Source organism: Shinella sp., from assembly GCF_052438155.1.
Classification (GTDB): Bacteria; Pseudomonadota; Alphaproteobacteria; order Rhizobiales; family Rhizobiaceae; genus Shinella.
The window spans coordinates 1-22,203 of record NZ_JBQVPI010000007.1 but is presented as its reverse complement, the minus strand read 5'-3'; the positions used below and the strand labels follow the sequence as shown (position 1 = coordinate 22,203).

Sequence of the window (22,203 nt, the reverse complement as noted above, 5' to 3'; positions counted from 1 at the left end):
CGGACGAGAGAATGATCGAGGCACGCCATATCGACACGCTGAAGAGCCTGCTCGGCGAGAAGGGTCTTCTCACCGAGGCCTCGGACATGGCTGCCTACGAGACCGGCGCGCGCTACGACAAGGGCCGCGCCGCCTTCGTCGCCCGTCCGACCGCGACAGAAGAAGTCTCCGCCGTCGTCTCCTACTGCGTGAAAAACGGCATCGCGTTGGTGCCGCAATCCGGCAATACCGGCCTCGTCTCCGGCTCGACACCGGATGGTAGCGGCCAGCAGGGCGTCTTGAGCCTCGATCGCCTCACGGCCCCCTTTGAACTCGACCGCGTCAACCGCACCATCAAGGCAGGTGCTGGCGTCCGCCTCTCCGACCTCAACGGCAAGCTCGACGAAACCGGCCTGTTCTTCCCGATCGACCTAGGCGCCGATCCGCGCCTCGGCGGCATGATCGCCACGAACACCGGCGGCTCGCGCTTCCTGCGTTATGGCGACGTCCGCCGCAACACGTTGGGCCTCACCGTGGTGCTCGCCGACGAGGCCGGTACGGTGCTCGACCTGTCCTCGGATCTGCGCAAGAACAATACCGGCGTAGATTGGAAACAACTGTTCATCGGCACGTCCGGCGCCTTCGGCATCATCACAGAATGCGTGCTCAACCTCGAACCCGCGCCAAAACAGTCGGCGACAGCGCTCCTCGTTCCGTCTTCCGACGAACAGGTTTCCGCCCTCCTCGTCGCCATGGAAGATGCGCTGGGCAGCTACCTCTCGGCCTTCGAGGGCATGTCCGGCAATGCCATTCGCGCCGCCCTCGACCATGTACCGTCGTTGAGAAACCCCTTCCAGGGCGGCATCGTGCCGGATTTCGTGATCCTTGCGGAAATCTCCCGCTCCAGCCCGCCACGCGAGGGCGAACAGCCGCTCGATGCGGTGCTGGAAGAGGTGCTGGCCGCCATCTGGGAGCGCGAGGACGCGCCGCTCGCTGATGCCTTCGTCGGCCCGCCGCACGAGATCTGGGCGCTGCGTCATGCTTTGTCCGAGGGCGTAAAGCATAGCGGGCGATTGATCGCCTTCGATCTGTCCTTCCGCCGGGGTGACATCATGCCTTTCCTCGCCCATATGAAGGCGGAAATGCCCGATCACTTCGAAGACGTGACGATCTGTGACTTCGGCCATATCGGCGATGGCGGCGTGCACTTCAACCTCGTCATCGCAAAGTATGATCCTAGGCTTGCCGATCCGGATTTCGAAATGGACCTGCGCGACTGGGTGTTTTCGGTGGCGGTCGAACAGTTCGATGGCAGCTTCAGCGCGGAACACGCCATCGGCCGCAAGAACCAGGCCTTCTACGACAAATACACGCCCGAAGAGATCCGCCGGCTTGCGGCCGGGCTGAAAACCATCACCTCGCCGGGTTCGCTCGGCGCCATGACCTTTTAACAAGACATCAGGGAGAATACCCATGACGAAAGTCGACGTGAAACACGAAACCGCCGCCCTTCTCGACAAGCTCGGCGTGCCGCGTGCCGCCTGGCAGGGCGGCGACATGGCCTCCTACAGCCCGGTCAGCGGCGAGGAGATCGCAAAGCTGAAGTCCATTTCGGCCGCCGATGCCGCCAAGGCCATCGAAGCCGCCCATGAAGCCTTTAAGGAATGGCGCCTCGTACCCGCCCCGCGGCGTGGCGAACTGGTGCGCCTGCTGGGCGAAGAGCTGCGCGCCGCCAAGGCCGATCTCGGCCGCCTCGTTTCCATCGAAGCCGGCAAGATCACGTCGGAAGGCCTCGGCGAAGTGCAGGAAATGATCGACATCTGCGATTTCGCCGTCGGCCTTTCCCGCCAGCTCTACGGCCTGACCATCGCCACCGAGCGCCCCGGCCACCGCATGATGGAAACCTGGCACCCGCTCGGCGTCGTCGGCATCATCTCGGCCTTCAACTTCCCGGTCGCTGTCTGGTCGTGGAACACCGCACTCGCGCTCGTCGCCGGCAACTCCGCCGTCTGGAAGCCGTCTGAAAAGACACCGCTCACCGCGCTTGCCAGCCAGGCGATCCTCGAGCGTGCGCTTGCCCGCTTCGGTGATGCGCCGAAGAACCTTTCGCAGGTCCTCATCGGCGACCGCGCCATCGGCGAAGTCCTCGTCGATCACCCGAAGGTCGCCCTCGTTTCGGCCACCGGCTCCACCCGCATGGGCAAGGAAGTCGGCCCGCGTCTCGCCAAGCGTTTTGCCCGCTCGATCCTCGAGCTCGGCGGCAACAATGCCGGCATCGTCTGCCCGTCCGCCGATCTCGACATGGCGCTGCGCGCCATTGCCTTCGGCGCCATGGGCACCGCCGGCCAGCGCTGCACGACGCTCCGCCGCCTCTTCGTGCATGACAGCGTCTACGACCAGCTCGTTCCGCGCCTGAAGAAGGCCTATACCAGCGTTTCCGTCGGCAACCCGCTGGAAACCTCGGCGCTGGTCGGCCCGCTCGTCGACAAGCAGGCTTTTGACGGCATGCAGAAGGCGCTGGAAGCGGCCAAGGCCGAAGGCGGCTCCGTCACCGGTGGCGAGCGCATTGCCGAGGCCGGCAAGGACACGGCCTACTATGTGAAGCCCGCCATCGTCGAAATGCCGAAGCAGGCCGGCCCGGTTCTCGAAGAGACGTTTGCGCCGATCCTCTACGTCATGAAGTATTCCGACTTCGAAGCCGTGCTGGACGACCATAACGCCGTTTCGGCCGGTCTTTCCTCGTCGATCTTCACGCTCAACGTCCAGGAAGCTGAACGCTTCCTCTCGGTCGACGGCTCGGATTGCGGCATCGCCAATGTCAACATCGGCACGTCCGGTGCGGAAATCGGCGGCGCGTTCGGCGGTGAGAAGGAAACCGGCGGCGGCCGCGAATCCGGCTCCGACGCCTGGAAGGCCTATATGCGCCGCGCCACCAACACGGTGAACTACTCGAAGGCCCTGCCGCTCGCCCAGGGCGTCTCCTTCGATATCGAGTAAGCCAATATGAACAGCCAGACCAAGGTTGAGGAGGCGGGCTTTACGCCCGCCTCACGCATCGCCGCCATCGGCGTCTCAAAAATCCTGCAGATCGGCGCCCGCGCCTCTGCCATGAAGAAGGACGGCCTGCCGGTCATCATCCTCGGCGCCGGCGAGCCCGATTTCGACACGCCGGATAACGTCAAGGCCGCCGCCAAGGCCGCCATCGACCGCGGCGACACCAAATATACCGCGCTCGACGGTACGCCGGACCTGAAGAAGGCGATTGCCGAAAAATTCCGCCGCGAAAACAACGTCGACTATGCACTCGACGAAGTCACCGTCGCGACCGGCGCCAAGCAGATCCTGTTCAACGCCTTCATGGCGACGGTCAATCCGGGCGACGAGGTGATCATCCCGACGCCCTACTGGACCTCCTATTCCGACATCGTGGAAATCTGCGGCGGCGTGCCGGTGCTGATCCCCTGTGACGCGGAAGCCGGGTTCCGCCTGAAGGCCGAGCAGCTGGAAAAGGCGATCACGCCGAAGACGCGCTGGGTGCTGTTCAATTCGCCGTCCAACCCCTCGGGTGCGGCCTATGGCGAGGCCGACTACCGCCCGCTGCTCGACGTGCTGCTGAAGCACCCGCATGTCTGGCTGATGGTCGACGACATGTACGAGCACATCGTCTATGACGGTTTCAAGTTCGTCACCCCCGTCGCCATCGAGCCGCGCCTGAAGAGCCGTACGCTGACCATCAACGGCGTCTCCAAGGCCTACGCGATGACCGGCTGGCGCATCGGCTATGCCGGCGGCCCGAAGGCGTTGATCAAGGCCATGGCCGTGATCCAGAGCCAGGCGACCTCCTGCCCCTCCTCCGTCAGCCAAGCCGCGTCGGTCGAGGCCCTGAACGGTCCTCAGGGCTTCCTGAAGGACCGCCAGGCGAGCTTCAAGCACCGCCGTGACCTCGTCGTGTCGGCGCTGAACGCCATCCCCGGCCTCGCCTGCCGCACTCCGGAAGGCGCCTTTTACACCTTCTCCGGCTGCGCCGGCGTGATCGGCAAGGTGACGCCCAAGGGCAAGCGCATCGAAGCCGACAGCGACTTCACGGATTACCTGCTGGAAGACGCCCATGTCGCCGTCGTGCCCGGCTCCGCCTTCGGCCTCTCGCCGTTTTTCCGCATCTCCTACGCCACGTCGGAAGCGGAACTGACTGAAGCGCTGAAGCGCATCGCGGACGCAGTCGCGCGGCTCTCCTGAGCCGCACCCAGACAATCGACAAAAGAAAAGGGGCCTCGAAAGAGGCCCCATTTTTATAGGTCCGCGCCTTTTGGCGTTCTCTGCTTCCCCGCGGCGGCGCCACAGATGCGAAAACACCCCGGCTTTTGTGCCGGGGTGTTGAAGGGCTGGAAAAATCAGGCGGCGCGGGCGCCGTACTGGTCCTGGGCGTAGTGGTGGCCGAAGCGGTTGGCGAGGAAGGCCTCGAGGGCGATTTCTTCCTGGCGGACAAACCCTTCGGCGCGCAGCGTTCCATCAGCCAGCATGTCGAGCACGGCGCAGATCGAGCCGGCCGTGGTGATCTGGATGGCGGAATGCAGGACGCCGGCGATTGGCGCGCTGTAGACCTTGTTGGCGTAAGTTTCCTGGATCAAGCGACCACCCTTGCGACCCGAGACGGTCACGAAGATGATGACGACGTCCTGCGTGGTGGTCGGCAGGGCGTTTTCAAAGATGTCCTTGAGGACTTCGCGGCGGTGACGCAGGCCAAGGTCGTTCAAGAGCGCCTTCATGATGGCAGCGTGGCCGGGATAGCGGATCGTCTTGTAGTTCAGCGTGCGGACCTTGCCCTTCAGCGTTTCGCAGAGCGTGCCGAGGCCGCCCGACGTGTTGAAGGCTTCGTAGGTGACGCCATCGAGCGAAAACTCTTCGCGCTCCTCCAAAGCCGGAACCTCGATCAGCGCGCTTTCGACGATCGCTTCGCAGGGCTCGATATATTCGTTGATGACGCCGTCCGTGCTCCAGGTGAGGTTGTAGTTCAGAGCATTGGAGGGGTACTGCGGCAGGGCGCCGACGCGCATGCGCACGCTTTCGAGCGAATCGAAGCGGCTGGCGAGATCGTTGGCGACAATCGAGATAAAGCCCGGTGCGAGGCCGCACTGCGGAATGAAGGCCGTCTTGGCGGTTTCTGCGATGCGCTTGACGTGGCGGGTGGATTCGACGTCTTCCGTGAGGTCGAGATAGTGCACGCCGGCAGCCGCTGCGGCTTCGGCGATGGCGACCGTCAGGTGGTAGGGAGCGGCCGAAAGAACGGCGAACTTGCCGGTCAGCAGGGCTTTCATGGCGACAGCGTCGGCGATGTCGACGACGACGGTCGAAACGGCATCGTGACGCTCGACGGCGGCAAGCTGTTCGTCCGAACGGTCCGCGACGGTGACGCGGTAATCCCCGCTGTGAGCCAGCATGCGGGCGATGGTCGAGCCGATCTTGCCTGCGCCGATGACGACGATGTCTTTCATGTGATTTCCCTCCGGCATGATTTGATGCGCTAATTTTGAAGGCTGTCACTGTCGATTTAAAGCGCCACATCTGGCATAATACATCATCAGTATCGGCAGAATGACGGTAAAAATGAGCATTTCGACACTAGGCACCAAGGATCGCGAACTTCTCGCCATTCTCAGCGAGAACGCCCGCGAACAGACCGCGACGATCGCCCGCAAGCTCGGGTTGTCGCGCACCACCGTGCAGGCAAAGATCGATCGGCTGGAACGCGACGGGGTGATCGCCGGCTACGGCGTCAAACTCTCGGACGCCTATGAGAGCGGCATGGTGAAAGCGCACGTGCTGATCACCATCGCGCCAAAGACGCTGGCGCGAATCACGACGGAGCTGCACGCCATTTCCGCCGTGCGCACGCTGCATTCGGTGAGCGGCAGTTTCGACCTGATCGCCGTGGTCGAGGCGGCATCCATCGCTGAACTCGATCACCTGATCGACAAGATCGGCGCGATCGACGGCGTGGAACGCACGCTGTCGTCTATCATCCTATCGACGCGCATTCGCCGCTAGGCGATGAAGCGCTCCGGACGGTAGGGGCCGATATTGATGACCGTCCGCTCGCCCAGCATCTTCTCCGCCAGCACGCGGCCGGTGATCGGGCCGAGCGTCATGCCGTGGTGGGCGTGCCCGAAGGCGAACCAGAGGCCGGAATGGCGCGGCGCCTTTCCGATGATTGGCATCATGTCCGGCGTGCAGGGGCGGCAGCCCATCCACGGTTCTTCGTCGCGCCGTTCGGCGAGAGGGAAGAATTCGCGCGCCACCTTTTCCGCGCGGCGGAGCTGCACCGGGGTCTTGCGCGTGTCGCGCCTCGCAAATTCGGCGCCAGTGGTGAGGCGGATGCCGCGCTGCATCGGCGCGAGGAAATAGCCGCGCTCGGCATCGAGCACCCAGTTGTTGAGGTGTGCGCCCTCTTCCGCACCGTAGTGCATGTGATAGCCGCGCTTGACGGCGAGCGGGAAGCGGTAGCCGAGCTTGCGCGTTACGGTATCGGCCCAGGGGCCGAGCGCCACGACGACTTCCTTGCCTTCCAGCGGCCCGTCCGGCGTCGCGATGCGCCAGCCCTCACCTTCCAGCACATGTTCGATGGTCGCAGCGTCACCCGACTGGAGCGTGCCGCCGAGCGACTGGAAATAGGCGAGGTAACGCTTCATCAGGCTCTGCGGATCGAGGATCGACCACGGATCGGTCCAGCGCAGGCCGCCGGTCAGCTCGGCGCGGATGGAGGGTTCGGCCGCAGCCACTTCCGCCGTCGTCAGCTTCTGGTGGTTCACGCCGAAATTGGCGGACAGCTTTTCCGCGTCCGCATAGGCTGCGTCGCGCGCCTTCTCCGAACGAAAAACCTTCATCCAGCCATCCTTGCGGATGAGGTCGTCTGCGCCGGAGGCGGCAATCAGGTCGGCATGCTCGGTGATCGAGTGCTCGATCAGCGGCGCATAGAGATGGGCGATGCTCTGGTGCTGGCGGAAACCGGAATGCCACCAGTAGCGCGCCAGGAACGGAATGATGCTCGGGACCGCCGACAGATGGTAATGCGCGTCGATCGTGTTGTTCAGCGCATAGCGGAACAACGCGCCGAAATCGTGCGGAAAGCCATAGGGAAAGACGCCCTCGCGCTGGATCAGGCCGGCATTGCCATAGGAGGTCTCTTCCGCAGCACCCCGGCGATCGACGAGCACCACCGATTTGCCGCGCCGTGCCAGATGGATCGCGGTCGAAATGCCGATCACGCCCGCGCCGAGAACAATGACGTCCGTCTTCATGTGCCTGCCCCATAGTCCACATTCAGGTTTTCTGATCCATTGCATGGGCCGAACGGGGGATGCAAGCCGCTTGCTTGCGGCAAAGCGCCTTCAGGCGCCAGAGATGGACACCGGCCGGATGCGGCGATAGCGTCACGGCACGAGGGGACCTTCGAAAGGAAGCGGCATGCAGTTTGGTACCACGCGCGAACTCTGGCGTTATCCCGTCAGCTCGCTGACCGGAGAACAGCTCGAAACCGCCGAGCTCGACGAAGCCGGTATCGTCGGCGACCGCCAATGGGGGCTGTTCGACAAAGACAGCAAGGCCGTTGCGGCGCCGGAAAAAGAGCGGCGCTGGCGGCCGGTTCCGGGGCTCCAATCGCGGGCGGCTGTCGATGGACCGGAAATCAGCCGCGATGGCACCGCATGGCATGCCCTCCCCTCGCCGACCGCCGACGGGGTCGCTTCCGACCATCTCGAATTTCCCGTCCAGTTCCTGCCCTTCGGCGAAACGGGTGCGGCACCGCGTTATGATCGCGATCACCTGCATATTCTGACCACGTCTTCGCTGGCACACCTGCAAGCACTGTTGCCCACGGCCGTCCTCGACATCAGGCGTTTTCGGCCCAACATCCTGATCGGTACAGATGCGGGTGACGTCGATTTCGTCGAGCAAAAGCTCATTGGCCGCATCCTGCGCGCCGGCAACGCGGTCATCGAAATCCTCGAGCCCTGCGCGCGTTGCGCCTTTACCGCGCTTGGCCAGCCCGGCGTGCCGTTCGACAAGGATGTGCTGCACACGATCGCCAAACACGGCGGCGGCGGATTTGGCGTGCTGGCAAGGGTGGTCACCCCGGGACGGATCGCCCTTGGAGATACTGTGACGGTCGATTAGACCTATTGCCCGGCAAGCCGCAGCAGGTTTTCGATCGCCGCGCGCTCGAAGCCGCCGATGCCCTCAGAGATATCGGCCTTGATCGCCGCCGCCACGGCATCCTCGTCGCGCTTGCGCAGCGCCTCGATGGCCTCCACGTGACGATCGACGAAATAGAGTTGGGCGACATGTTCCATGGCGATGCCGAGGAAGGGGCCGAGCTGGAGCCAGATGCTCTCCACCATCGGCATGATCACCTGCTCTGGATTGGCAGTGTATAGCGTGCGATGGAATTCCTGGTTCAGCAACAGGGCCGTCCCGTTGTCCTTGCGGGAAATCGCCTCGTCCTGCGCCTTGTCGATCTCGGCAAGGCGGTCGATGCGCCGTTCGGTGATGTGCGGCACGGCGCGGCGGGCGGCATGCTGTTCCAGCACGGAGCGCAGCGAGACCAGCTCGCTGAAGCGATCCGCCGTCATGCGCGGCACCATGATGCGCCTGTTGTCGAGCACCCGGAGTGCCCCCTCGGAGCTGAGGCGCCGCAGGGCTTCGCGCACGGGCGTCGGGCTCGATTCCATCGCCTCCGCAATGCCGCGAATGGTCAGTGATTCGCCCGGCCGGATGGAGCCCACCATGATCGCCTGGCGCAGGCGCCGATGCGCATATTCATGCGTCGTCATGCCTTCCGGCCGGTCCAGCGGCTCAAGCGCCAAATTGCCCAATCCATCCCTCCTGTGACCGGCTGCAGGGTGCTATCCTACCCCTTGTGACAGGTTCTAGCAGCTTGACCGGCGACAAGAAAGTGTGCATATTTCCAAAATGTGATCACAAATATTACTATGTGATATAGAAAGACGAGGGCGATGAACGAAGATTCCAATTGGCTGATCACCGCCGATGGCGTGGAAAGCATCCAGGCCGTCGTCTGCGATCTGAACGGCATCCTGCGCGGCAAGCGCGTGCCCGTCGGGCAGGCGGAAAAGGTGTTGAAGGGCGGCATCCGCATGCCGCTTTCCATCGTCGGCGTGGACGTCTGGGGCGAGGACATCGTCGGCTCGAGCCACGTCTTCGCGAGCGGCGACATGGACGGCATCTGCGCGGCAACCGGCCGCGGCGCACTCCCTGTGAGCTGGACGCTGAAACCATCGGCCGTCGTGCCGCTCTGGCTGTTCAAGGAGAGCGGCGAGCCCTTCCTCGCCGATCCGCGCCAGGCGCTCGCCAACATCGTGCGCCAGTATCACGAACTCGGCCTGCGCCCCGTCGTCGCCTCGGAGATGGAATTCTACCTGATCGACGCCGAGCCGGACCATGCCCAGCCGCCGATCTCGCCCTATACCGGCAAGCGGCTGGATTCCGACGCCATTCTGTCGATCGACGAACTCGACGATTTCGGCCAGTTCTTCTCCGACGTCTATGCGGAATGCGAGCGGCAGAACGTGCCGGCGGATTCCGCCGTCGCTGAAAACGGCATCGGCCAGTTCGAAATCAACCTGATGCATTCCGACGACCCGTTGAAGGCCGCCGACGACGCACTGTTCTTCAAGCGCATCATCAAGGGCATCGCCCGCAAACACGGCTTTGCCGCCACCTTCATGGCAAAACCCTACGGCATGCGTTCCGGCAGCGGCATGCACATGCATTTCAGCCTGATCGACGAGGACGGCAACAATGTCTTCGACGACGGCACGCCTGAGGGCTCCGACATCATGAAACATGCCGTCGCGGGCCTCACACGCGGCATGGCGGAATCGACGCTGCTCTTCGCGCCGCATTTCAACTCCTACCGCCGTCTGCGGCCGGATACACACGCGCCGACCTCCGTCTCCTGGGGCTATGAAAACCGCACAGCCGCCATCCGCATTCCCGGCGGCAGCAACAAGGCACGCCGCATCGAACACCGCGTCGCCGGTGCCGACGCCAACCCGTATCTCGTCATGGCCGCCATTCTCGGCGCCGCACTTGTCGGCATCCGCAACAAGTGGGAGCCACCGGCACCGGTCTCGGGCCGCGCCTATCTCTCGCAGCTGCCGCGCATCCCCTCGGAATGGGGTTCTGCCGTCACCGCCTTCGAGAATGGCTCGATCGTCTCCGAAATTTTCGACGCGGATCTCCGCTCCATGCTGATCGCCTGCAAGCGGCAGGAAATCGCCGGCTTCGCCGAACAGGTGACCGACTTCGAGTTCAGCGCCTACCTGGAAATCGTCTGATGGCTAAGAATGAATCCTATGCCGGCAACGGCACCTATCCCGACAGCTACTACGCCGCCTCGCGCAACATCCTCCGCACGCCAAAAGTGCTCGAAGGCGCGGTGACGGCCGACGTTGCCGTGCTCGGCGCCGGTTATTCCGGCCTGTCCACCGCCATCCACCTTGCCGAAAAGGGCTACAAGGTCGTGATGGTCGAAGGTGCAGGCATCGGCTGGGGCGCGTCCGGCCGCAACGGCGGCCAGATCGTCAACGGCCTCAATGCCAGCCTCGACACGATCAAGCGCCGCTACGGCGATCAGGCCGGCGCCTTTGTCGGCAGCCTCGTGCAGGAAGGCGGTAAGATCATCCGCCGCATCGTTTCGCAATACGACATCGATTGCGACATGAAGACCGGCAACATCTATGCAGCCTACACGCCTGCCCACATGAAGGACCTGGAGCACAAGAAGGCTCTGTGGAAGAGCTACGGCATGGACGACCACCAGATGCTCGACAAGGCGGCGATCCGCAAGCTGGTGAACACTGACGCCTATCTCGGCGGCATGCTGGACACGACCGGCGGCCACATGCACCCGCTGAACCTCACGCTCGGCGAGGCCAAGGCGCTGGAATCGCTCGGCGGCGTGATCTACGAACAGTCGCCCGTCATCCGCGTCGAGCATGAAGCCGAAAAACCGGTGATCCACACCGCGCGCGGCAGTGTGACGGCAAACACCGCCGTCATCTGTGGCAATGCCTATCTCGGCCATGTCGTGCCGAAACTCGTCTCGCGCGTCATGCCGGTCTCGACCCAGATGGTCGCAACCGAACCGCTCGGCGACCGCGCCGATGCATTGATCCCGAGCGACATGTGCGTCGAGGACGTGCGCTACATCCTCGATTATTTCCGCCTCTCGGCCGACAAGCGCATGATCTTCGGCGGCGGCACCGTCTATGGCGGCACCGACCCGGCCGACGTGCGGGCAAAAATCCGCCCGAACCTCGAAAAGGTTTTTCCGTCGCTGAAGGGCGTGAAGATCGATTACGCCTGGAGCGGCAATTTTGCGCTGTCCTTCTCGCGCGTGCCGCAGATGGGCAAGATCGGCAAGAACACCTATTTCGCCCATGGCTACAGCGGCCACGGCGTCACCGGCTCGCACCTGTTCGGCCGCATCCTCAGCGAGGCGATCCACGGCGACCTGTCACGCTTCAGCCAGTTCGAAAAACTGCCCTGGATCCCCTTCCCGGGCGGCCGCACGTTCCGCGCGCAATATTCCACCATCGGCTCCTGGTGGTACCAGTTCAAGGACGCCTTCGGCCTCTGAGACCGGCTCCTCTCAAGCAAAAAGCCCGCTGTTGTTTCCAACAGCGGGCTTTTTCATGGACAAACGGTCGATCAGCCGCGGCGGTTGCGGGCGGCGAGCGTGCGCAGGCGCAGCGCGTTCAACTTGATGAAGCCGGCGGCGTCCTTCTGGTCGTAGGCGCCCTGGTCGTCTTCGAAGGTGACGAGCTTGTCGGAATAGAGCGACTTTACCGATTCACGGCCGGTGACCATGACATTGCCCTTGTAGAGTTTCAGCGTGACTTCGCCTTCGACATGCTCCTGGCTGCGGTCGATCAGCGCCTGCAGCATTTCGCGTTCCGGCGAGAACCAGAAGCCGTAATAGATCAGTTCGGCATACCGCGGCATCAGGTCGTCCTTGAGGTGTGCGGCACCCCGGTCGAGCGTGATGGATTCAATAGCGCGGTGGGCAGAGAGCAGGATCGTGCCACCGGGCGTCTCGTAGACGCCGCGCGACTTCATGCCGACGAAGCGGTTTTCCACGAGGTCGAGGCGGCCGATACCGTTGTCGCGGCCATAGGTGTTGAGGGTGGCAAGCAGGGTAGCCGGCGACATGCGCACGCCGTTGACCGAAACCGCGTCACCACGCTCGAAGCCGACCTTGATGGTGGTCGCCTTGTCGGGAGCGGCTTCCGGCGAAATCGTGCGCATGTGCACATATTCCGGTGCCTCGACAGCCGGGTCTTCCAAAACCTTGCCCTCGGAGGACGAGTGCAGCAGGTTCGCGTCCACCGAGAACGGCGCTTCGCCCTTCTTGTCCTTGGCGACCGGGATCTGGTGCTGCTCGGCAAATTCCAAGAGATGCGTGCGGCTCTTGAACGACCAGTCGCGCCACGGCGCGATGATCTTGATATCCGGGTTCAGTGCATAGGCCGACAGCTCGAAGCGGACCTGGTCGTTGCCCTTGCCGGTCGCGCCATGCGCGATGGCATCGGCACCGGTCTTGGCGGCGATCTCGATCAGGTGCTTGGAGATCAGCGGACGGGCAATCGACGTGCCGAGCAGATAGACGCCTTCATAGACCGCATTGGCACGGAACATCGGGAAGACGAAATCGCGCACGAATTCCTCGCGCACGTCCTCGATGAAGATCTCCTTGATGCCGAGCATCTCGGCCTTCTTGCGCGCCGGCTCCAGCTCTTCGCCCTGGCCGAGGTCGGCCGTGAAGGTCACGACTTCCGCGTCGAGTTCGGTCTGCAGCCATTTCAGGATGATCGAGGTGTCGAGGCCGCCGGAATAGGCCAGCACGACTTTTTTCACGTCTTTGTAAGATGCCATGGTGATGAGGTCCGTTGCATGGAGAGGATCTGCGGCAAGCCCGCAAGGCCCGGTGTCGCGGCACTTTTAGCGAAGTTGGCGCGTGACGCAAGGGTGAGGCGGGAGGCTTCCTGATGCAAGCCAGGTTTGACAGCGCGCCATCGCAACCCATATTCGCCTCAGTAAACCATGGAAGGGGTGCCCCATGACGAACATCCAGGACATCATCAAGCAAGCCAATGTCGCCGTCATCACCGGCGGCGCCTCCGGCATCGGGCTGGCCGCCGCACGGCGTTTCGCCGAGGCCGGCATGAGCGTCGCGATTGCCGATCTCGGCGGCGACCGGCTCGGCGAAGCCCGCGCCGAACTCGAAGCGATCGCCGGCGAAGCAAACATCATGGCGGTGGAGACGGACGTCGCCCACCGTCACGAACTGGAAGCACTGGAACGCGCCGTGCTCCAGCGTTTCGGCCGCGTGCATGTGCTGATGAACAATGCCGGCATCCAGCCGGCCACCTCGATCTTCAGCGCCGAGGCCAACTGGGACCATATCCTCGCCGTCAACCTGATGGGCGTCATCCACGGCAGCCAGGTCTTCGGCCCCAACATGCTGGCCCATGGCGAACCGGGCCTCATCATCAACACCGGCTCCAAGCAGGGCATCACCACGCCGCCCGGCAACCCGGCCTATAATGTCTCCAAGGCCGGGGTGAAGGTGTTTACCGAAGCCCTCCAGCACGAATTGCGCAACACCGAGGGCGCAAATATCTCCGCCCACCTGCTCATCCCCGGCTTCGTCTTCACCGGCCTGACCAGAGGCGACCGCACGGAAAAGCCGGATGCCGCCTGGACCTCCGCCCAGACCGTCGATTTCATGCTGGAAAGCCTGGAGCGCGGCGACTTCTACATCCTCTGCCCGGACAACGACGTGCCCCGCGCACTCGACCAACGCCGCATGGCCTGGGCGATCGGCGACGTCATCGAAAACCGCCCGCCGCTGTCACGCTGGCACGAGGATTATGCGGCAAAATTCCGGGCCTTCGTCGAAGGTGAATAACGTCCATCACAAAGCTTGATTGGTATTTTTCCGGAAGCCGGACTAGGGATTTCTCACCCTTTCCCGGCTTTCGAGAAACACCATCATGGACGTCCTGCCCACCCTTCCGACGCTTCTCACCTTCACGGCCGCAAGCCTGCTGCTTGCAGTCACTCCCGGGCCAGACATGACACTCTCGATCAGCCGGGCGCTGTCTCAGGGCCGTAGGCCGGCGCTTTTCGTGGTGATCGGCACCAGCCTCGGCATCGTGGTGCACACGCTGCTCGTCGCCTTCGGCATTTCGGCACTCATCACCGCCTCGCCCACGGCCTTCATGATCCTGAAGACCGGCGGCGCCGCCTACCTGCTCTGGCTCGCCATTCAGGCGATCCGTTCCGGCTCGAACCTCTCCGTAAAGACGGCCGCAGGGCCGCAGGGCACGGCGCTCTCGAACATTTCCAGCGGCTTCTGGGTGAACCTGCTCAACCCGAAGGTCATCATCTTCTTCATGACCTTCCTGCCGCAGTTCATCTCCGCCGGCGACCCGGATGTCACCGGCAAGCTGATCTTCCTCGGCCTGTTCTTCATCGTCGTCGGCATACCGGTGAACGTCGCCGTCATCCTGGCAGCCGACAAGCTCTCGGCCTGGCTCCAGCAGAACCCCAAGGTGTTGCGCGGCATCGACTACACCTTTGCCGGCGTGTTTTCCGTCTTCGCGATGAAGATTTTTTTCACCCAGGCGAAGTAAAGGCGGTCACACGCCGTAGCGATAGTGCCCAGTGATTGGATAGGCAAAAAGCACGTCCTCCAGACGCGCACCAGCACCAATATTGTGCACGACGATCGGCCGGGAGCCATCGGAGGAACGCTCATCCGCCACGATGCCGATATGCGGCAGATTGCCGGGCAGCATCTGCGAGACGATATCACCCGGCAGGTAATTCTCGCTCGACGCCAATGCCGCACCCGCTCGCTTGAAGAACGCCTGGAGGTTGGGCACCCGGCGATGGTCGATGTTGCGGTCCGTCTTCTTCAGGCCCCAGAGCGCCGGATAGGCAGAAAAGGCGCGCCGCATGTCCTCGTGCACCAGCACCTGAAGGTCGATGCCGAGCCCGTCCCGGTAGGCCCGGACGAGCACGTCGGTGCACACGCCCCGCTCGCGCGGCACGTCGCCGCCGGGATAATCGAGCCTGGAATAGGCTGCATCATAGGTCAGCGTCACGCCGACCTGTTTTCGCGCGGCCGCAACGAGCCGATCCGCAGGTGCGGCCTCTGCCCGCAAGACTGCCGGCAGCGCGAGCACAACCCCTGAAGACAGGCCACCGGCCAGCAGCGTGCGGCGAAACAGCATGCGCATCCCCCAAAATCCAACGGAAGAAAGCTGCTGCCGGATTCAGGCGCTTTGTGGGCGTCAGCCGATCAGCAGGGCGTCGTCGTCCAGCGTCTGGCCGCGCATCTTGCGGAACATGTCGATCAGGTCTTCGACCTGAAGGTCCTTGCGGCTGTCACCGGCCACATCGAGCACGATCTCGCCGCCATGCAGCATCACCGTGCGGTGGCCGTAGTCGAGCGCCTGGCGCATCGAATGCGTCACCATCAGCGTCGTCAGCTTGCGCTCGGACACGATCTTTTGCGTGAGGGTCATGATGAATTCCGCCATGCCCGGATCGAGCGCTGCGGTGTGCTCGTCGAGCAGCAGCACGTCGGATCCGGCGAGCGTCGCCATGACGAGCGACACCGCTTGGCGCTGGCCGCCGGACAGGAGGTCCATGCGGTCGCGCATGCGGTTTTCAAGCCCGAGGTTCAGTTCGGCGATGCGCTCGCGAAAATGCGCCCGGCGCTTGGGGCCGAGCGACGAGGACAGTCCGCGCCGTTCGCCGCGACGGGCGGCAAGTGCCAGGTTTTCCTCGATCGAGAGCGCGCCGCAGCTCCCGGTCAGCGGGTCCTGGAACACGCGGGCGACCCGGCCGGCGCGCGCCGCCGTACCCTGGCGCGTGACGTCCACCGTGCCGATCTTCACATGCCCTTCGGTCGCGATGACGTCGCCGGCCAACACGCCGAGCAGCGTCGACTTGCCGGCACCGTTGGAGCCGATGACGGTGACGAACTGGCCTTCCTCAATGGTCAGGCTGACGCCGTTCAGCGCCTGTTTCTGCAGCGGCGTGCCCTTGCCGAAGACGACCTTGATATCGGAAACGGAAATCATCAGGCGGCTCCCCCGCGACGAAGGCGCGGCAGCACGAGCGCCACGGTGACAAGCAGCGCCGTCACGAAGTTGAGGTCGGAGGCCTGAAGGCCGAGCACGTCGGAGGACAGCGCCAGCTGGATCGCGATACGGTAGAGGATCGAGCCGAACACGCAGCCGATCAGCGCCAGCAGAATGCCGCGCGCGCCAAACAGCGTCTCACCGATGATGACCGCGGCAAGGCCGACAACGATGGTGCCGACGCCGGAGGTGACATCCGCAAAGCCGTTCGTCTGCGCAAAAAGCGCGCCGCCGAGCGCCACAAGCGCATTGGAGAGCGCAATGCCGAGATAGACCTGACGGTTGGTGTCGACGCCCTGCGCGCGGGCCATGCGGGCATTCGCACCGGTCGCGCGCATCGAAAGGCCGGCATCGCTTTCCAGGAAGCGCCAGACGACAATGACGGCAACGACGACGAGAACGCCGACGAACAGCGGTCGGACATAGAAATCACGCAGGCCCAGCCCGAAGAACGGGCTGATCATCGTGTCGGCATTGATCAGTGCGACGTTCGGCTTGCCCATCACGCGCAGGTTTACCGAGAAGAGCGCGATCATGGTGAGGATCGAGGCGAGCAGGTTGAGAATGCGGAAGCGCACGTTCAGCATCGCCGTCACGAGGCCGGCACCAGCGCCGGCCAGCATGGCGACCGCCGCCGAAAGCCAGGGGTTCACGCCCGCAATGATCAGCACCGCCGTGACGGCTGCACCGAGCGGAAACGAACCGTCCACGGTCAGGTCCGGAAAATCCAGCACGCGGAAGGCAAGGTAAACGCCGATCGCGACAAAGGCATAGACCAGCCCCAGTTCAACGGCACCCCAGAAGGCAATCAGGCTCACGGCTCTTGGCTTTCTCTCTTCACCCATTCCGCGTCTTGGCGCGGGAGGGGCCTTTTTAACAGATCAACCGCTGCCGGGCGATCCGGCAGCGGTTGGCTGCGATTGGAAATGTCCGGCGAACCGGCAGATTATTCGATGACGCGGGTCGCGCGACCGATGACTGCTTCCGGAAGGGTGACGCCCATCTTGGTGGCAGCGGACTTGTTGACCACGAGGTCCGTGCCGGCGGCAACCTTCACCGCGATGTCGCCCGGGTTTTCACCCTTGAGGATGCGCACGACGATCTCGCCCGTCTGGCGGCCGACGTCCTTGTAGTTGAAGCCGAGCGCTGCGACGGCGCCGCGCGAAACGGAATCCGTGTCGGCGGTGAAGAGCGGCAGCTTTGCCTCCACGGCAACAGCAACCGCGCCTTCCAGCGCCGAGATGATCGTGTTGTCCGTCGGGATATAGATCGCATCGGCACGGCCAACGAGCGCGCGGGCGGCACCCTGCACTTCAGCCGACTTCGTGGCGGCGGATTCGACGACCGTCAGGCCGGCCTTTTCCGCTTCCGTCTTCAGCACGGCAAGCAGCGAAACGGAGTTGGCTTCACCCGAATTGTAGAGGAAGCCGATGGTCTTGGCGTTCGGCAGGATTTCCTTGATCAGCGCCAGGTGTTCGGCGACCGGCGACATGTCGGACAGGCCCGTGACGTTGCCGCCGGGCTTGTCCATGTCCTTGACGAGCTGCGCGCCAAGCGGATCGGAAACGGCCGTGAAGACCACCGGGATGTCGCGCGTCGTGGAGACGACGGCCTGGGCGGACGGCGTGGAGATTGGCACGATGACGTTCGGCTCTTCGCCGGCGAACTGGCGAGCGATCTGCGCTGCCGTCGCCGGGTTGCCCTGCGCCGACTCGTAGAGGAACGTCAGGTTCTCGCCTTCCTTGTAGCCGGCCGCTTCCAGCGCTTCCTTGACGCCGTCACGAGCAGCATCCAGTGCCGGATGTTCGACGATGGCCGTCACGGCAACCGTGACATTTTCGGCCTTGGCCGGCAGCGAAATCGCGAGCGTTGCCGCGAAAGCGAGGAGAAGTTGACGCATGGAGGGCCTCCCTAGAATGATTTCGACCCGTTTCTAGGCAAAACGGTCGTTCAAATCAATTCTCGGAATCCGCTTCTTCAATCACATTTTCTGATAGGAGGCGGAAGCGCCGCCCCTCAGTCGTCCTCGCCGTGGCCGACGATCATCATCGCCTCGAAGGCCATGCGATCGACCTTGCGCATGCGCTCCGAATCCGACTTCAGCTGGCCGCAGGCGGCAAGGATGTCGCGGCCGCGCGGGGTGCGGATCGGCGAGGCATAGCCGGCCTGGTTGATGAAATCGGCGAAACGCTCGATCTGCTCCCAGTCCGAACATTGATAGTTCGTGCCCGGCCAGGGATTGAACGGGATGAGGTTGATCTTCGCCGGAATGCCCTTCAGGAGCTGGGTGAGCAGCTTGGCGTCCTCCAGTGAATCGTTCACGTCCTTCAGCATCACATATTCGAAGGTGATGCGGCGTGCATTCGACAGGCTCGGATAGGCCCGGCAGGCCTCCAGCAGGTCCTTCAGCGGATACTTCTTGTTGATCGGCACCAGCATGTCGCGCAGGTCGTCGCGCACCGCATGCAACGAGATCGCCAGCATGACGCCGATCTCGGAGCCCGTGCGATAGATTTCCGGCACGATGCCCGATGTCGACAGCGTCACGCGACGCTTGGAGAGCGACAGGCCGTCGCCGTCGGTCGCGATCAACAGCGCCGTCTTGACGTGCTCGAAGTTGTAGAGCGGCTCGCCCATGCCCATCATGACGATGTTGGAGACCTTGCGGCCTTCGGCCGGCGCGATCATGCCGGCCGGCGTGTCCCGGTCGGGGAAATCGCCGAGGCGGTCGCGGGCAAGCAGCAGCTGCGCGAGGATTTCCTCGGCCGTCAGGTTGCGCACCAGCTTCTGCGTGCCGGTGTGACAGAAGGAGCAGGTGAGCGTGCAGCCGACCTGGCTGGAAATGCACAGCGTGCCGCGGCCTTCTTCGGGAATGTAGACGGTCTCGATCTCGACCGGCCGGCCCGCGCCGCGCGGCGGGAAACGCAGCAGCCACTTGCGCGTGCCATCGGCGGAAACCTGTTCCTCGACGATCTCCGGACGGGCGATGGTGAAATGCGTCTTCAGCATTTCGCGCATGTCCTTGGAGATATTCGCCATGTCGTCGAAATCGGAGACGCCGCGCACATAGAGCCAGTGCCAGAGCTGGCTGACGCGCATCTTCACTTGGCGCTCGGCGACGCCCTTGTCAGCGAGCGCGCGGCCCATATCCTCGCGCGAAAGGCCGATCAGCGACGGCTTTTCGGCGGCGGGAACGGTGCGGGCGGCCGGTGCCTTGACGGGCTCGGCCGCGTTGAGAAAATCCATGCTTGCCATCGGGTCATCCTCAGGAACAGGACGGGCTGGCGCAGGCTTTTGCGTCGCAAGCGGTCCATGCTCGACAGAAGTTCGTTGCGGGCCCACCGGTGCCGCTTGATGCGGCTCAGGACCCAGTTGCCGGCCCTTTAGCATTGTTCCGGCACAAAGTCACCTGCCTTGCCAGTGCAGACCTCGCGGAAACATGCACGCAGCCAGCGATGCGCCGGATCAGCATCCATGCGCGGATGCCAGAGCATGGAAATGGTGAAGTCCGGCAGGGCAATCGGCAGCGGGAAACTCGCCATGTCGTCGCGAAGCGACAGGGTCGACCGGTCGGAGACCTGGGCGATCAGGTCGGAGTGCCGCGCGAGCGTCACCGCCTCGGCAAAACTGGCGACAGTAACGGCAACGGTGCGCGTTAGCCCCATGAAAGCCAGTGCCTCGTCGACCGGGCCGCGCTCACGCCGGCCGCGGGAAACGAGGATATGGCTGCCCTGCACGTAGCGCTCCGGCGTGATCGCGCCGTCGAGCAGCGGGTGCCCCTTGCGCACGACACCGATGAAACGATCGCGAAACAGCGCCTGCGCCCGCACTTCCGGTCCCGTCGTATCGCCGATCACGCCCGTTTCGAGATCGACCGTTCCATCGCGCAGCGGCGTGCTTTCCTTGTCGGGCTTTGGAACGAAGCGGATTTTCACATGGGGCGCCTCCCGCGTGAGGCGCCCCAGCAAGGCCGGCCCGAACGTATCGACGAAACCCTCGCGGTTGCGGAGCGTAAACGTCCGCTCGAGGGTCGCGAGATCAAGAAGTTTTGCCGGGCGCAGCAGCGCTTCGGCTGCCGCAACGACCTGGCCGACCTCCTGGCGCAGCTCCAGCGCCCGCGGCGTCGGCACGAGCCCCCGCCCGGCCCGCACGAGCAACGGATCGCCGGTCACCTCCCGCAACCGCGCGAGCGCACGGCTCATCGCCGAGGGGCTGAGCCGCAGCCTTTGCGCCGCCCGCGCCACATTGCCCTCGGCGAGCAGCACATCGAGCGTGACGAGAAGATTGAGATCGGGTCGTGACATGGCGCGATCCTAGCATGCCCGCGAAAAGATGACATGGCGTCAAGCGCACGAATAGAATGCAAATGATGCACCTTCCGCCTTATCACGCGGAGGGCTACCTGCTCTGAGGATCCCAAGGAGCAAAACATGCACGATACAGAGACCATAACGGCGAACCGTCACCGGGCCGGAGCCCTTGCCGGCCTCTCGCTCGCCATCCTCTTGTCCTCCCTCGGCACCAGCATCGCCAATGTCGCTTTGCCGACGCTGGCGGATGTCTTCGCCGCACCCTTCCAGCACGTGCAGTGGGTGGTGCTCGCCTATCTCCTGACCAGCACCGTGCTGATCGCCACCATCGGGCGCCTCGGCGACCTATTCGGTCGCCGCCGGTTGCTGCTGGCGGGCCTTGCGGTGTTTTCCGTCGCCTCGTTGCTGGCAGGCCTGTCGCTATCGCTGCCCATGCTCATTGCGGCTCGTGCCGTTCAGGGGGCGGGTGCCGCGGCGATGATGGCGCTTGCCATGGCCTTCGTCAGCGAAACCGTGCCGAAAGAAAGGATCGGCAGCGTTATGGGCCTGCTCGGCACCATGTCCGCCGTCGGCACTGCGCTCGGCCCTTCGCTCGGCGGCCTGCTGATATCGGGCTTCGGCTGGCACGCGATCTTTCTCATCGCCGTACCTTTCGGCCTGTCCGCCTTCGCCCTCGTCCACCATTTCTTGCCCGACGACCGCAAAGCTGCCGCGACCGGCCGTTTCGACCTCGTCGGCGCCGGCCTGCTGGCAGCAACGCTGGCCGCCTATGCACTGGCGATGACGGTGGGCGAGGGCCGGATCGGTCCGCTGAACGTCGCACTCGTCGTCGCCTCGGCCGTGGGTGCCGGCCTCTTCGTGCTTCGGCAACGCCGGATCGCCTTTCCGCTGATTCGGCCTTCCGCCTTCCGCCGTCCCGGTTTCCCCGCAAGCCTTGCAGCGAATATTCTCGTCGCCACGGTGATCATGGTGACGCTGGTCGTCGGACCGTTCTACCTGTCGCGCACGCTCGGCCTCGGCCCGGCGCAGGTCGGCTTCGTGCTGGCGATCGGCCCCGTGGTGTCCGTGCTGACCGGTGTTGTTGCCGGGCGCTTCGTCGATCGGTTCGGCGCAAGCCCCATGGTCGCCGCCGGACTTGCCACGATGGCGGCGGGTGCCGCGGGCCTGCCCGTGCTGTCCGCCCTGTTCGGCCTTCCCGGCTATATTCTGGCGATCGTCGTTCTCACGCCCGGCTACCAGCTCTTCCAGGCCGCCAACAATGCGGCCGTGATGACGGGTATTGCCGCGGAAGAGCGCGGCGTCATCTCGGGCCTGCTCAACCTGTCCCGCAATCTCGGCCTGATCACCGGCGCCTCGCTGATGGGGGCGATCTTCACGCTCACCGTCGGCACGAAGGACGTGACGGGCGCCAGCGCCGCGGCCGTCGCGACCGGCATGCATGTCACCTTCGCGGTGGCCGCCATCCTGCTCCTGATCGCCCTCGCTCTTGTGCGCGGCTTCAAACGCCAGGCCTGAAACGGCAAGACCTCCGCCAAGGGCGGAGGTCTTTCTGTAATACAACGATATCCGGCCTTAACGGCCGTCGTTTGGTCAGCCCATGCGCTCGGAGGCGTAGGAGCCGGGGCTCGGCGGGAAGACGATGGTCTTGTTGCCGTTCATGAAGGTGCGGTGATGAATATGCG

Annotated in this window: 20 protein-coding genes and 1 pseudogene; 10 read left to right on the top strand and 11 right to left on the bottom strand. The window is 64.0% G+C overall.

Translation table 11 applies throughout. The features are described 5' to 3' along the window. The first annotated feature begins 11 nt into the window (after positions 1–11). The 3 genes from ACT6VE_RS14650 to ACT6VE_RS14640 are packed head-to-tail and all read left to right on the top strand — an operon-like array spanning position 12 to position 4,215. Positions 12–1,430 (top strand): FAD-binding oxidoreductase, encoded by a 1,419-nt coding sequence (locus ACT6VE_RS14650; RefSeq protein ID WP_444799308.1) that lies wholly within the window; start codon positions 12–14, stop codon positions 1,428–1,430. 22 nt (positions 1,431–1,452) lie between these two features. Further along, positions 1,453–2,976 (top strand): L-piperidine-6-carboxylate dehydrogenase, encoded by a 1,524-nt coding sequence (amaB, locus tag ACT6VE_RS14645; RefSeq protein WP_444799307.1) that lies wholly within the window; start codon positions 1,453–1,455, stop codon positions 2,974–2,976. Positions 2,977–2,982: 6 nt separating this feature from the next. Beyond that, positions 2,983–4,215, top strand: a complete 1,233-nt coding sequence (locus ACT6VE_RS14640) for a pyridoxal phosphate-dependent aminotransferase (RefSeq protein ID WP_444799306.1) — start codon at positions 2,983–2,985, stop codon at positions 4,213–4,215. Positions 4,216–4,370: 155 nt separating this feature from the next. Here the strand turns inward: ACT6VE_RS14640 and ACT6VE_RS14635 are convergent, their stop codons facing one another. Next, positions 4,371–5,492 (bottom strand): saccharopine dehydrogenase NADP-binding domain-containing protein, encoded by a 1,122-nt coding sequence (locus ACT6VE_RS14635; protein ID WP_444799562.1) that lies wholly within the window; start codon positions 5,490–5,492, stop codon positions 4,371–4,373. Between the two features lie 91 nt (positions 5,493–5,583). Here ACT6VE_RS14635 and ACT6VE_RS14630 point away from each other — a divergent pair, with 91 nt between their 5' ends. Beyond that, positions 5,584–6,024: an Lrp/AsnC family transcriptional regulator gene (locus tag ACT6VE_RS14630; RefSeq protein ID WP_444799305.1), complete on the top strand. Its 441-nt coding sequence runs from the start codon at positions 5,584–5,586 to the stop codon at positions 6,022–6,024. Here the strand turns inward: ACT6VE_RS14630 and ACT6VE_RS14625 are convergent. Beyond that, positions 6,021–7,274, bottom strand: coding sequence for an NAD(P)/FAD-dependent oxidoreductase (locus ACT6VE_RS14625; protein ID WP_444799304.1), 1,254 nt, complete (start codon positions 7,272–7,274; stop codon positions 6,021–6,023). The two genes, ACT6VE_RS14630 and ACT6VE_RS14625, sit on opposite strands and share 4 nt — an antisense overlap. Positions 7,275–7,440: 166 nt before the next feature. On the opposite strand from ACT6VE_RS14625, the gene ACT6VE_RS14620 reads away from it, so the two are divergent. After that, positions 7,441–8,148, top strand: coding sequence for an MOSC domain-containing protein (locus ACT6VE_RS14620; protein WP_444799303.1), 708 nt, complete (start codon positions 7,441–7,443; stop codon positions 8,146–8,148). A gap of 2 nt (positions 8,149–8,150) precedes the next feature. On the opposite strand, the gene ACT6VE_RS14615 is transcribed toward ACT6VE_RS14620, so the two are convergent. Then, a complete protein-coding gene (locus ACT6VE_RS14615; protein ID WP_069061581.1) occupies positions 8,151–8,804 on the bottom strand; it encodes a GntR family transcriptional regulator in 654 nt (217 codons plus the stop codon). A gap of 183 nt (positions 8,805–8,987) precedes the next feature. On the opposite strand from ACT6VE_RS14615, the gene ACT6VE_RS14610 reads away from it, so the two are divergent. Together ACT6VE_RS14610 and ACT6VE_RS14605 are read left to right on the top strand one after the other, a co-directional pair. Next, positions 8,988–10,331, top strand: a complete 1,344-nt coding sequence (locus tag ACT6VE_RS14610) for a glutamine synthetase family protein (protein WP_444799302.1) — start codon at positions 8,988–8,990, stop codon at positions 10,329–10,331. Next, positions 10,331–11,635, top strand: coding sequence for an NAD(P)/FAD-dependent oxidoreductase (locus ACT6VE_RS14605; RefSeq protein WP_444799301.1), 1,305 nt, complete (start codon positions 10,331–10,333; stop codon positions 11,633–11,635). Before ACT6VE_RS14610 ends, ACT6VE_RS14605 begins: the two co-directional genes overlap by 1 nt. 71 nt (positions 11,636–11,706) lie before the next feature. On the opposite strand, the gene ACT6VE_RS14600 is transcribed toward ACT6VE_RS14605, so the two are convergent. After that, positions 11,707–12,930 (bottom strand): argininosuccinate synthase, encoded by a 1,224-nt coding sequence (locus ACT6VE_RS14600; protein WP_444799300.1) that lies wholly within the window; start codon positions 12,928–12,930, stop codon positions 11,707–11,709. A 184-nt stretch (positions 12,931–13,114) separates the two neighbouring features. On the opposite strand from ACT6VE_RS14600, the gene ACT6VE_RS14595 reads away from it, so the two are divergent. Next, on the top strand, positions 13,115–13,966 hold the full coding sequence (locus tag ACT6VE_RS14595; protein WP_444799299.1) for an SDR family NAD(P)-dependent oxidoreductase: 852 nt from the start codon (positions 13,115–13,117) through the stop codon (positions 13,964–13,966). Positions 13,967–14,051: 85 nt separating this feature from the next. Then, positions 14,052–14,693 (top strand): LysE family translocator, encoded by a 642-nt coding sequence (locus ACT6VE_RS14590; RefSeq protein ID WP_444799298.1) that lies wholly within the window; start codon positions 14,052–14,054, stop codon positions 14,691–14,693. A gap of 6 nt (positions 14,694–14,699) precedes the next feature. Here ACT6VE_RS14590 and ACT6VE_RS14585 read toward each other — a convergent pair whose 3' ends face one another. The 6 genes from ACT6VE_RS14585 to ACT6VE_RS14560 form a co-directional block, all read right to left on the bottom strand. Next, a complete protein-coding gene (locus tag ACT6VE_RS14585; protein ID WP_444799297.1) occupies positions 14,700–15,296 on the bottom strand; it encodes a DUF1287 domain-containing protein in 597 nt (198 codons plus the stop codon). Between the two features lie 60 nt (positions 15,297–15,356). Then, the gene (locus ACT6VE_RS14580; RefSeq protein ID WP_069060611.1) at positions 15,357–16,151 is read right to left on the bottom strand and encodes an ABC transporter ATP-binding protein; all 795 of its coding nucleotides are present in this window, start codon (positions 16,149–16,151) and stop codon (positions 15,357–15,359) included. Further along, complete coding sequence (locus ACT6VE_RS14575; protein WP_444799296.1) at positions 16,151–17,029, bottom strand: ABC transporter permease; 879 nt, start codon at positions 17,027–17,029, stop codon at positions 16,151–16,153. The genes ACT6VE_RS14580 and ACT6VE_RS14575 overlap by 1 nt, the downstream gene beginning before the upstream one ends. Before the next feature lie 128 nt (positions 17,030–17,157). Further along, the gene (locus ACT6VE_RS14570; RefSeq protein WP_444799295.1) at positions 17,158–18,111 is read right to left on the bottom strand and encodes an ABC transporter substrate-binding protein; all 954 of its coding nucleotides are present in this window, start codon (positions 18,109–18,111) and stop codon (positions 17,158–17,160) included. A 116-nt stretch (positions 18,112–18,227) separates the two neighbouring features. After that, the gene (gene rlmN, locus ACT6VE_RS14565; RefSeq protein ID WP_444799561.1) at positions 18,228–19,457 is read right to left on the bottom strand and encodes a 23S rRNA (adenine(2503)-C(2))-methyltransferase RlmN; all 1,230 of its coding nucleotides are present in this window, start codon (positions 19,455–19,457) and stop codon (positions 18,228–18,230) included. A 137-nt stretch (positions 19,458–19,594) separates the two neighbouring features. Next, positions 19,595–20,515: a LysR family transcriptional regulator gene (locus ACT6VE_RS14560; RefSeq protein ID WP_444799294.1), complete on the bottom strand. Its 921-nt coding sequence runs from the start codon at positions 20,513–20,515 to the stop codon at positions 19,595–19,597. A gap of 126 nt (positions 20,516–20,641) precedes the next feature. Here ACT6VE_RS14560 and ACT6VE_RS14555 point away from each other — a divergent pair, with 126 nt between their 5' ends. Beyond that, the gene (locus ACT6VE_RS14555) at positions 20,642–22,036 is read left to right on the top strand and encodes an MFS transporter (RefSeq protein ID WP_444799293.1); all 1,395 of its coding nucleotides are present in this window, start codon (positions 20,642–20,644) and stop codon (positions 22,034–22,036) included. A 75-nt stretch (positions 22,037–22,111) separates the two neighbouring features. Here the strand turns inward: ACT6VE_RS14555 and purU are convergent. Beyond that, positions 22,112–22,203 (bottom strand): annotated as a pseudogene (gene purU, locus ACT6VE_RS14550) (formyltetrahydrofolate deformylase); the annotation flags it as partial.

Excerpts from the sequence above, each read along its gene's own strand:
- ACT6VE_RS14650 (WP_444799308.1), top strand. The coding sequence starts at position 12 with ATGATCGAGGCACGCCATATCGACACGCTGAAGAGCCTGCTCGGCGAG.
- amaB (WP_444799307.1), top strand. The coding sequence starts at position 1,453 with ATGACGAAAGTCGACGTGAAACACGAAACCGCCGCCCTTCTCGACAAG.
- ACT6VE_RS14640 (WP_444799306.1), top strand. The coding sequence starts at position 2,983 with ATGAACAGCCAGACCAAGGTTGAGGAGGCGGGCTTTACGCCCGCCTCA.
- ACT6VE_RS14630 (WP_444799305.1), top strand. The coding sequence starts at position 5,584 with ATGAGCATTTCGACACTAGGCACCAAGGATCGCGAACTTCTCGCCATT.
- ACT6VE_RS14625 (WP_444799304.1), bottom strand. The coding sequence starts at position 7,274 with ATGAAGACGGACGTCATTGTTCTCGGCGCGGGCGTGATCGGCATTTCG.
- ACT6VE_RS14620 (WP_444799303.1), top strand. The coding sequence starts at position 7,441 with ATGCAGTTTGGTACCACGCGCGAACTCTGGCGTTATCCCGTCAGCTCG.
- ACT6VE_RS14615 (WP_069061581.1), bottom strand. The coding sequence starts at position 8,804 with ATGACGACGCATGAATATGCGCATCGGCGCCTGCGCCAGGCGATCATG.
- ACT6VE_RS14610 (WP_444799302.1), top strand. The coding sequence starts at position 8,988 with ATGAACGAAGATTCCAATTGGCTGATCACCGCCGATGGCGTGGAAAGC.
- ACT6VE_RS14605 (WP_444799301.1), top strand. The coding sequence starts at position 10,331 with ATGGCTAAGAATGAATCCTATGCCGGCAACGGCACCTATCCCGACAGC.
- ACT6VE_RS14600 (WP_444799300.1), bottom strand. The coding sequence starts at position 12,930 with ATGGCATCTTACAAAGACGTGAAAAAAGTCGTGCTGGCCTATTCCGGC.
- ACT6VE_RS14595 (WP_444799299.1), top strand. The coding sequence starts at position 13,115 with ATGACGAACATCCAGGACATCATCAAGCAAGCCAATGTCGCCGTCATC.
- ACT6VE_RS14590 (WP_444799298.1), top strand. The coding sequence starts at position 14,052 with ATGGACGTCCTGCCCACCCTTCCGACGCTTCTCACCTTCACGGCCGCA.
- ACT6VE_RS14585 (WP_444799297.1), bottom strand. The coding sequence starts at position 15,296 with ATGCTGTTTCGCCGCACGCTGCTGGCCGGTGGCCTGTCTTCAGGGGTT.
- ACT6VE_RS14580 (WP_069060611.1), bottom strand. The coding sequence starts at position 16,151 with ATGATTTCCGTTTCCGATATCAAGGTCGTCTTCGGCAAGGGCACGCCG.
- ACT6VE_RS14570 (WP_444799295.1), bottom strand. The coding sequence starts at position 18,111 with ATGCGTCAACTTCTCCTCGCTTTCGCGGCAACGCTCGCGATTTCGCTG.
- rlmN (WP_444799561.1), bottom strand. The coding sequence starts at position 19,457 with ATGGATTTTCTCAACGCGGCCGAGCCCGTCAAGGCACCGGCCGCCCGC.
- ACT6VE_RS14560 (WP_444799294.1), bottom strand. The coding sequence starts at position 20,515 with ATGTCACGACCCGATCTCAATCTTCTCGTCACGCTCGATGTGCTGCTC.
- ACT6VE_RS14555 (WP_444799293.1), top strand. The coding sequence starts at position 20,642 with ATGCACGATACAGAGACCATAACGGCGAACCGTCACCGGGCCGGAGCC.